Genomic DNA, 8,338 nt, shown 5'->3' on the forward strand with positions numbered 1-8,338 from the left:
TATATTGGGCTGTTATTTTTGTCTATTCAAAAAGATGATAAATTAACGACTGCCTTAGCGTTAGTATTACCAGTATTGAAATTAACATTATTTTAACTTTAAACGTCAAGGGAATTGTAAATGCCTGTCTTCACTCGTCAACAGATTCAAACTAACAAAACCGAACTCAGCAAGCTTGCCGTTGTTAAGGACTCTATTAACACGGATTCATTAGGCAGCGATGAAGTAGTGCTAAAAGTCGAATCTTTTGGCTTTTCAGCAAACAATATTACCTATGCCTTGTTTGGCGAAAAAATGGGGTATTGGGGATTTTTTCCTGCGCAAGATGGTTTTGGCATTATGCCCATTTGGGGGTTTGCTACCGTAGAATATTCGAATAGCCCAGATCTCGTTGTAGGTGAAAAGGTGTTTGGTTATTTGCCATTTGCCACTCACTTGGTGATTACTGCAGGAAAAATAACGGCCAATGATTTTTACGATGTTAGTCCGGCACGCAAGAGTATCTCCAGTGTGTACGATCAGTATGTTCGTTGCAGTGCTGATCCTGCTTATGATCCTAACAAAGAAGATTGGCAACTCAATTTCCGTCCGTTGTTTATGACTTCTTTTGTGTTAGATGATTTTGTCGGCGAGATTGCAAACCCAGACACAGTCAATATAGTGTTAACTAGTGCATCCAGTAAAACCGCTTATGGGGCGGCTTACCTATTGAAGCAGCACTGTAAAGAACGAGGTTTAAATTACAACGTCGTTGGCCTGACTTCTGTGAACAACAAAGCATTTACCCAGAAGACCGTTTGTTACGATCTGGTATTAGATTATCAAAAATTTGCCACACTGGATAAAAATGCAAGCACTATAGTATTGGACTTTTCTGGGAATAAACCTTTGTTATTAGATCTTCAGGGACACTTAAATACGAGTATGCAAAAAATGATTTATATCGGTGTGACTGATGTTGAATCACAAGCGAAATCCTATGCTGGCGAGTTGCATGGAGAATTCTTTTTTGCGCCCACACAAGTCAACAAATGCATGAAAGAGTGGGGTGGTAAAGGATTTATGCAGCGATATGCAGTGGCTTGGGGAGGATTTTCCAAACATATGAAACCTTTATTGAGCACCACTAATATTACAGGGGGTGAGGCTATTCAAGAAATATATTTAGACGGGTTAGCGGGTAAGTTTGATACGAGCCAAATGTACGTACTTAGATTTTAATCGGCTTTCGAACTTTCACCCCTTGTTTTAGGCTTGCCATTGGGTCCAGGGTTACACCTGGACTTATTTTCTTACAAGCAGCTATATTAGATTGATGCTAGTATTTTTATTGCTATATGCTAAAGCACCAAAAAACAGCACTATAAATAGCCCTAAGCTATCATATCAATGGGGTGCTAAATGATGCCAAAAAACCGCAAATCCTTATCCAATCTTGCAGTATATCAGCCCAAGCTCTCAACAAGTTTGAAGGGCCTTCGGCATTTAGTTTTAATCAGTTTTCTGACGATATTTTGCTCGCTATCGAGCAACGCGAAAACGGCAACGGATTGGATCCTGATTGATAACTTCGAAGCGGATAGCAGTTTAGATAAATGGACGAAGGCAGATACCAAAAATGAGACCTCGCCAAAGGTGCGCTCCCCACAGATTACTGAGCGCCAAAAAGACGTCACCGCGAGCTCTGAAAATGTTTATTTAATCAAAAAGCCGGCAGCTGAGGGCATAGTCGGTAATCGCAAAGCGTTAACTTATGCGGCACTTCCCCAAAGGGTCGAAGTGGGGGAAACCTATACATTTTATACTCGTATAAATGTGGCGTCTTTTCCCAATAATCACGCTTTTGGTATTAGCAACATGAGCCCCGGTGATATTGAGTTACATGATTACAATGCGTTTGAAGCTACCTTGCGAGTAACCGATAAAGCAGAGTCAAATGGTCACAAAAATATCGGCGCCTTGATGGTTAAGACGCAGCAAGGCTATGCTAACATTGTAAATAACCGCACCGGAAAAGATGCCAAACCGCTAGTGCCCGGCCAGTGGTATGAAATATGGTACGTGGTAAATAATCGTAAAAAGAGCGATGGCGGTCAAACCTACGATGTGTATATGACGAAAGGTCACAATTTGCAGTCACCGCTGTAATATTGCTTGAGTCTTCGCTGGTACACTACTTTATCTATAGAGGGAAGGTTAACGGTATTTTGCCACTAACTCTGGAATTTCATCATAGTCGAAAAGCCGCTTCCCTTGTTCAGCAAATTGCGTCAGGGTGACTTCGTCTGGGAAACTAAAGTACTGACCCGATGACAAATCCATATTTTGGGTTTTTACTTCTTCACCACAGTTCAATTTGTTGACGGCAGCGACAATAGTCTTGACACCTTCTGGGTATAAACTCAATACGTTGTGTAAATAAGAGCGATGATAATCCACTCTGCGCTGGGTGCTAGAGATGATTTTTCCGGCATCAATTTTATTTGAATCGATAAAATGTAAGCTTGTACCGATATTCTCATTGTTGTTTAACATTGCCCAAAATGTTGCCATTACGCCTCTATAATCCGGTAACTTACCTGAATGCAGGTTTATGACGCCCATTTTAGGTAATCTAATAATGGCTTCTTGTAAAATTTGGCCAAATCGAATGGAAATGATCAGCTCGGGGTTTTGCGCTGCAAGGGTTTGATAGCCCGAGGGACTATTAATGTTCTGAATATCACTAATCGGAATGCCTGAACCCAGTATTTGTTGAAAGCTTTTTAATGGCAATGAGGCGTTCGCTGGTGGATTGCCCATATTGGTTGTGTATTGCTGGGTTTCAATCAGTGGATAAACAATTTGGTTAAACAGTGTTTGCTCGATAAAAGCTAAGCTTTTCAGGGGCTCAGGCAGATTCTCTGACTTTCCTACTTTCGCTGATAGAAGAATAGCATACCGATGTTCAGGCAGTTGTTGAAGCAATAGGTTGATTGCCATGTTGCTCGCTAGATCACGATTGGCAAGAATAGTTATCCGCACCCGTTATTACTCCAACTATGGTTTATCGTTGTCGTCTTGTGGTGTTGCTGGTGGCTCTTTGTTATTTAATGGAGACTTAAGAATTTCATCTTCAGGTTTTGTTTTGGTTTTTTCGAAGGACATCTTAGCGCTCATTTTCAATAATAGAATATTACCTACTATCAAGCCTAGGGCAATCAACAAAGTTACAATTAACCAGAAATTCATTGTGTGATTCCATTTAACGTATACTGGGCAAATAACTGGTCTAAATGTTTTAAAATCGTCTGTTTGCCACCAATCTCGACACTGGCTAATTGTTCAGCTAGTTTACTCAAGTCGAGTTGTTTGATAATTGACTTTGAGATGGGGCCATAGCTTAAATGCCAAGCTTCGGGTGCAACTCCGCCATTATAGTGTTTATACGGACGGTAAAAACCAAACCTTTCAGCGTTTTCTTCTAACCAGCAATGCAGTGGGTAACAAGGCCCTGATTGTTCATACTCAGTACTTATCAATTGCAAGGGGCGTCCAAAGCGTTCAACTGCTTTTTTATCATACACATCCAAGTCGGTTCCCCAGTGGTGACGACTAGCACCTGGAAGGGCAGACCAGGTCATAATGGCGTGTATTTTTTCTAGTTCGTTAAAGTCGGAGGTATTGAGGGCTTGGCTATGAATATCATTGATTGGCAAACTTCCTAACCATTTTTTTTGCCAAATGGCTAATTGACGGTCAAAACTACGGAAGCTGCTCGCCAGTTGCATGTCTATATGGTCTTTTTGGGCAGCTTGCTGCATAGTTTCAAAGGCCGTATTGACATGTGGAATTAAACCATGATGCTCACCAATTGGCTGGATATGGGCTTGGGTTAGCCCCATCCAGCTCGGTGCAGACAATTGTGTTACAGACACTAGAGTAGCAGACGACATAATATGTCGTGATAAATATCTGTGAGCACTTCCAGATCAGCAGACTTCACTTTTTCATCTATTTTATGAATAGTGGCATTGACTGGACCCAGTTCAATCACTTGTGCCCCTGTGGGGGCGATAAAGCGCCCATCTGAGGTACCACCTGCTGTGGATAACTCAGTCTCTCTTCCGGTTACCGATTTAATAGCTTGCTGAGTGGCTTCAACTAAAGGCCCCTCATCAGTTAAGAAAGGCTGTCCGTTGAATGTCCATTTAATATCGTAATCTAAACCATGACGGTCCAGAATTTCATACACTCTTTCGATTAACTGTTTATCGGTGACCTCAGTTGAGAATCGAAAGTTGAAACAAACATGAAGTTCACCAGGTATAACGTTTCCTGCACCCGTTCCACCATTGATATTGGAAATTTGAAAGCTGGTGGGCGGGAAATATCGGTTGCCATCATCCCAGTGTGTTTTTGCTAGTTCAGCTAAAGCAGGAGAAGCTACATGAATGGGGTTCTTGGCTAAATGCGGGTAGGCTACGTGCCCTTGAATTCCCTTAACGATTAAATCGCCGGTTAGTGAGCCACGTCTTCCATTTTTGACAACGTCACCCACAACATCAGTACTGGAAGGCTCGCCCACTAAACACCAATCAATTTTTTCATTACGGGCTTCTAGGGTATCAATGACCTTAGTTGTACCATTGATAAATGGTCCTTCCTCATCGCTGGTGATAAGGAAGGCTATGCCGCCATTGTGATTTGGGTGGGCTGTAACAAAACGATGGGTTGCCACTAACATGGCGGCCAAACTTCCTTTCATATCTGCAGCGCCACGGCCATGCAAATATTCGCCAACTTGTGTCGCTTCAAAGGGTGGTGTTTGCCATTTTTCAGCAGGGCCAGATGGCACTACGTCAGTATGTCCGGCAAAACAAAATAACGGTCCTTGATTACCTTTTCTCGCCCACATATTGGTGGTGTCATGAAATACCATAGATTCAATATCAAAACCTAAGGGAGCAAGTATTTCGGCCATTAACTGCTGGCAACCCGCGTCTTCTGGGGTTACCGATTTACGGTTGATGAGTTCTTTAGTAAGCGCAATTGAGTCCATCATGAGTTAAATACCACTTCATAATCTGCAGGTTTGAAACCTAAAATATATTTGTCGTTATGGATCAACACCGGACGTTTTATCATGGCAGGAGCTGCCAGCATCAATTCAATCGCTTTTTCGCTGTTTAAATCTTGCTTTTGTTCATCGGGTAATTGACGAAAGGTGGTTCCACGTTGGTTTAGCAATTTCTGCCAACCTAATTGGGATTCTGTTTTTTCAAGCCACTCACGATCTAGACCATCAACTCGATAATCGTGGAAACTGTATTCTATTTGGTTTTCTTCTAGCCACTTTTTGGCTTTTTTAATGGTATCGCAATTTTTGATGCCGAACATTTGAGTCATAAAATGATTCTTGTTAGTTAATGATGAAATGAAAAATAAATGATGATTATTAAAGGCTTAATAACCCCCATTGCTATGTAACTGTTGTTTTACCAATCCTTATCCTTTAGATCAACACTGAAAATACAGGATCTTCACAGGCGGTGACTCTGCGAGGGTTAACCATAAGTCCTTTTACCTTATCACTATTGAGAAGGGTAATGTAAAAAGCGTTATCGTCTAAGCCAAGCTTTAATTTACGGGCGTCAAAATCTAATAGGGGTTGCCCCTGTGTAACCTTCTGTCCACGGTTAACTTTGCGTTTAAAACCATTCCCATTTAAATTATGCGCTCCCCAACCGCAATGGATCTGCAATATTAAGCCATGGCGGTCTTTTAATCGCACTCGATGGGCTGTTTCACTGATTTCTAAAACAATAGCATCAAATGGTGTCAATATTTGAAAGCCAATGGGGTTAACCATCACTCCCTCACCAAATAGCCGCTGTTTGAAAATGAGGGTATTCGCTGAATCTAGAGGATAAATACTGCCACTGACAGGACTCAGAATATCAATTTTATGTTTATGCTGCGGAGTGGCTTGGTTGTCGACTAAGCGATTAAAAAGGCTCACTATAGGATTACTTTATAGCGTTCGTTTTCTAGGGCAATTGCAGCAGATTTTAAGTTATTTTGCTTAATTAAGAAATAATCCGTTTCAAAAGTAGAAACAACGAATATACTGATTTTTGCTGCCGCTAAGACACTACCTATTTGTGCCATGATGCCCACCATTGACAGGTCTAAAGGACCTAATATTTCTAATACTCTCCAATTATGATCAGATTCATCTGACTCAAGCTTCACTGTTTGCGGTACCACGATCGAAAGCTCATCGTGAGTTTTTCCAATGAAATATAATGGTGCATTCAACACTTGAGATGGGATCTGAGCGTTTACTGGAAGGCTATAGATGGTAAAAGTGTCAGGCAGCGCAGCTAATGTCTGATTGGCCATTTGCATTCCTTTTTGATTGGTGTTTTATTTTGCTTTAGCTATGCTGTAAGTCAAGTGTTGGTGTAAAAGTTTCTTTTCCAAAGGTTATCCACTGTTTCTGTGGATAACCTTGTTGAGGAAACTTTATATGTAACTTAACTGATTGATATATATGGTGTATATTTGGTTGTCCAGAAATCCACCAAGGGCCAATTTTGGTTAAAATTAACGCGTTTTGTTTAAAGGGATAAGAATATGTCGACTGCACCAATAGGTTCGGTGGTTTGGACCGACCTCACTGTCAAAAATGCAGATAATGTAAAAGACTTTTATGCACAGGTCGTAGGCTGGCAAGCCAACCCAGTTAGCATGGGGGATTACGACGATTTTACCATGCAGTTGCCCAGTAAAAATCAGAATGTTGTGGGGATTTGTCATGCAAAGGGCGACAATGCCAATTTACCCGCCCAATGGTTGCTTTATTTTAAAGTCGCTAATTTAGATGACTCTATTTCTCAAACTCAGGCAGGTGGTGGAAAATTGTTATCTGCAATAAAACATTATGGCTCACAGAGTCGTTATATCATTATTCAAGACCCTGCGGGTGCGGTGTGTGCGTTATTTGAAGAAACGCCTTAGCTGTTTCCTTTGTAGATAACTATTAAAAACAAAAATACTTTTGATGCTTGCAAATAAGCCACTGATTGGTACATTAATCAGCACTTATTCAATGGGTTAAAGTTTGTGCAAGTACTTGATTTATATGCAGGTCCAACTGCTTTAAAAGAAATTCAGCAGCATGGTTTAAAACAACAGATGTTTGATTACATGCTGGGTGCCTCTGGGGGACCAAAGTGGTTCGTGTTGGCGGGTTTAGATAGGTATGTGTTCTCGACATTTTTTGCCCAACGTCAAACTCCTCTGCAGATTATTGGCTCTTCGGCAGGGGCCTTTAGGTTCGCTTGTTTTGCGCAAAAAGATCCATTAGCTGCAATTAATCGTTTGGCAGATCACTACTCACGTACAGAGTACAGCGATAAGCCCAGCGCCAGAGAAATCACCCTTTCAGGTTTAGAGTTATTAGATTATGTATTAGGAGACAATGGTGTAGATGAGATCCTTCACAACCCCATTATTAAAGCTCATTTTATTGTTGCTCGATGCAAAGGGTTGACTCAATTTGAAGCCAAACCTTTACAGTTAACCGGTCTTTTGGCGAGTGCCGGAGCGAATGCTGTTCAACGTCGTTTTTTACAACGGTTTTACGAGCGATATGTTTTTACCTCTCCTATCAGCGAATTGCAGATAGTTGATCCGAATAAAATGCCAACCCGCTATGTACCTTTATCAAAACGCAATCTCACTCAGGCCTTAATGGCTTCTGGTTCCATCCCCTTGGTGATTGAGGGGGTACAGAATATCAATGGCGCGCCTAAGGGAATGTATCGAGATGGAGGCATCATTGACTACCATTTTGATTTAAATTTTGGCCCCCATGATGGATTAATATTTTATCCACATTTTTATCCTAAGCCGATCCCAGGTTGGTTCGATAAATCATTGAAACGTCGAATACCCCATAAAAGTAGCTACGATAAAGTGGTTATGGCTGTTCCATCTGATGAGTTTATTGCTTCTTTACCGTATCAAAAAATTCCAGATAGAAAAGACTTTGAAACTATGACTTCCCAACAACGAATTCGTTATTGGCAAACGGTAATTGCACAAAGTGATAGGTTAGGGGAGGCGTTTGCCAACCTTACTCAAGATAATGACGTGGCAAATAAAGTGAAACCCTATAACTTTTAGACATTATGTCGAAAAATTACGCGTTTGTGTCAACAAAGCTGAAAAACTCCTTGAAGATAGGGATAAGCATCGTTATTATACGCGCCGCTTGAGACATTCGTGTTAAGCGTCTTTATACAGTGCGTCCGTAGCTCAGTTGGTTAGAGCACTACCTTGACATGGTAGG

11 protein-coding genes are annotated in these 8,338 nt (G+C 41.2%); 4 read left to right on the top strand and 7 right to left on the bottom strand.

Annotation, left to right across the window (positions count from 1 at the left end; translation table 11 throughout):
* Nucleotides 1–120 precede the first annotated feature (120 nt).
* Together AB6T38_RS19065 and AB6T38_RS19070 are read left to right on the top strand one after the other, a co-directional pair.
* Complete coding sequence (locus tag AB6T38_RS19065; protein WP_372548797.1) at nt 121–1,221, top strand: DUF2855 family protein; 1,101 nt, start codon at nt 121–123, stop codon at nt 1,219–1,221.
* A gap of 180 nt (nt 1,222–1,401) precedes the next feature.
* Nucleotides 1,402–2,148, top strand: coding sequence for a hypothetical protein (locus AB6T38_RS19070; protein ID WP_372548798.1), 747 nt, complete (start codon nt 1,402–1,404; stop codon nt 2,146–2,148).
* Nucleotides 2,149–2,196: 48 nt separating this feature from the next.
* Here the strand turns inward: AB6T38_RS19070 and AB6T38_RS19075 are convergent, their stop codons facing one another.
* The 7 genes from AB6T38_RS19075 to AB6T38_RS19105 all read right to left on the bottom strand — a co-directional run bounded on the left by AB6T38_RS19075 (nt 2,197) and on the right by AB6T38_RS19105 (nt 6,384).
* Complete coding sequence (locus AB6T38_RS19075; protein ID WP_372548799.1) at nt 2,197–3,024, bottom strand: formyl transferase; 828 nt, start codon at nt 3,022–3,024, stop codon at nt 2,197–2,199.
* Nucleotides 3,025–3,039: 15 nt separating this feature from the next.
* Entirely contained in the window at nt 3,040–3,231 is a 192-nt protein-coding gene (locus AB6T38_RS19080; protein ID WP_372548800.1) for a DUF2897 family protein, read from the bottom strand.
* Nucleotides 3,228–3,935 carry a M15 family metallopeptidase gene (locus AB6T38_RS19085; protein WP_372548801.1) on the bottom strand — a complete coding sequence of 236 codons (708 nt, stop codon included), beginning with the start codon at nt 3,933–3,935 and terminating at the stop codon, nt 3,228–3,230. Before AB6T38_RS19085 ends, AB6T38_RS19080 begins: the two co-directional genes overlap by 4 nt.
* Nucleotides 3,917–5,044 (bottom strand): succinyl-diaminopimelate desuccinylase, encoded by a 1,128-nt coding sequence (dapE, locus tag AB6T38_RS19090; protein ID WP_372548802.1) that lies wholly within the window; start codon nt 5,042–5,044, stop codon nt 3,917–3,919. Before dapE ends, AB6T38_RS19085 begins: the two co-directional genes overlap by 19 nt.
* Nucleotides 5,041–5,388 (bottom strand): ArsC family reductase, encoded by a 348-nt coding sequence (locus tag AB6T38_RS19095; RefSeq protein WP_372548803.1) that lies wholly within the window; start codon nt 5,386–5,388, stop codon nt 5,041–5,043. Before AB6T38_RS19095 ends, dapE begins: the two co-directional genes overlap by 4 nt.
* Before the next feature lie 106 nt (nt 5,389–5,494).
* Nucleotides 5,495–6,001: a PTS glucose transporter subunit IIA gene (locus AB6T38_RS19100; RefSeq protein WP_372548804.1), complete on the bottom strand. Its 507-nt coding sequence runs from the start codon at nt 5,999–6,001 to the stop codon at nt 5,495–5,497.
* Complete coding sequence (locus AB6T38_RS19105) at nt 6,001–6,384, bottom strand: ACT domain-containing protein (protein ID WP_372548805.1); 384 nt, start codon at nt 6,382–6,384, stop codon at nt 6,001–6,003. Before AB6T38_RS19105 ends, AB6T38_RS19100 begins: the two co-directional genes overlap by 1 nt.
* A gap of 234 nt (nt 6,385–6,618) precedes the next feature.
* On the opposite strand from AB6T38_RS19105, the gene AB6T38_RS19110 reads away from it, so the two are divergent.
* Together AB6T38_RS19110 and AB6T38_RS19115 are read left to right on the top strand one after the other, a co-directional pair.
* On the top strand, nt 6,619–7,002 hold the full coding sequence (locus tag AB6T38_RS19110) for a VOC family protein (RefSeq protein WP_372548806.1): 384 nt from the start codon (nt 6,619–6,621) through the stop codon (nt 7,000–7,002).
* Nucleotides 7,003–7,107: 105 nt separating this feature from the next.
* Complete coding sequence (locus AB6T38_RS19115) at nt 7,108–8,172, top strand: patatin-like phospholipase family protein (RefSeq protein WP_372548807.1); 1,065 nt, start codon at nt 7,108–7,110, stop codon at nt 8,170–8,172.
* Nucleotides 8,173–8,338 lie beyond the last annotated feature (166 nt).

Origin of the sequence: Aliiglaciecola sp. SL4, from assembly GCF_041538045.1 — a bacterium.
In the GTDB taxonomy this organism is placed as follows: Bacteria; Pseudomonadota; Gammaproteobacteria; order Enterobacterales; family Alteromonadaceae; genus Aliiglaciecola.

Bases quoted from the DNA above. Each gene is read 5' to 3' on its own strand.
- AB6T38_RS19110 (WP_372548806.1), top strand. From the start codon at position 6,619: ATGTCGACTGCACCAATAGGTTCGGTGGTTTGGACCGACCTCACTGTC.
- dapE (WP_372548802.1), bottom strand. From the start codon at position 5,044: ATGATGGACTCAATTGCGCTTACTAAAGAACTCATCAACCGTAAATCG.
- AB6T38_RS19065 (WP_372548797.1), top strand. From the start codon at position 121: ATGCCTGTCTTCACTCGTCAACAGATTCAAACTAACAAAACCGAACTC.
- AB6T38_RS19085 (WP_372548801.1), bottom strand. From the start codon at position 3,935: ATGTCGTCTGCTACTCTAGTGTCTGTAACACAATTGTCTGCACCGAGC.
- AB6T38_RS19095 (WP_372548803.1), bottom strand. From the start codon at position 5,388: ATGACTCAAATGTTCGGCATCAAAAATTGCGATACCATTAAAAAAGCC.
- AB6T38_RS19070 (WP_372548798.1), top strand. From the start codon at position 1,402: ATGATGCCAAAAAACCGCAAATCCTTATCCAATCTTGCAGTATATCAG.
- AB6T38_RS19080 (WP_372548800.1), bottom strand. From the start codon at position 3,231: ATGAATTTCTGGTTAATTGTAACTTTGTTGATTGCCCTAGGCTTGATA.
- AB6T38_RS19105 (WP_372548805.1), bottom strand. From the start codon at position 6,384: ATGGCCAATCAGACATTAGCTGCGCTGCCTGACACTTTTACCATCTAT.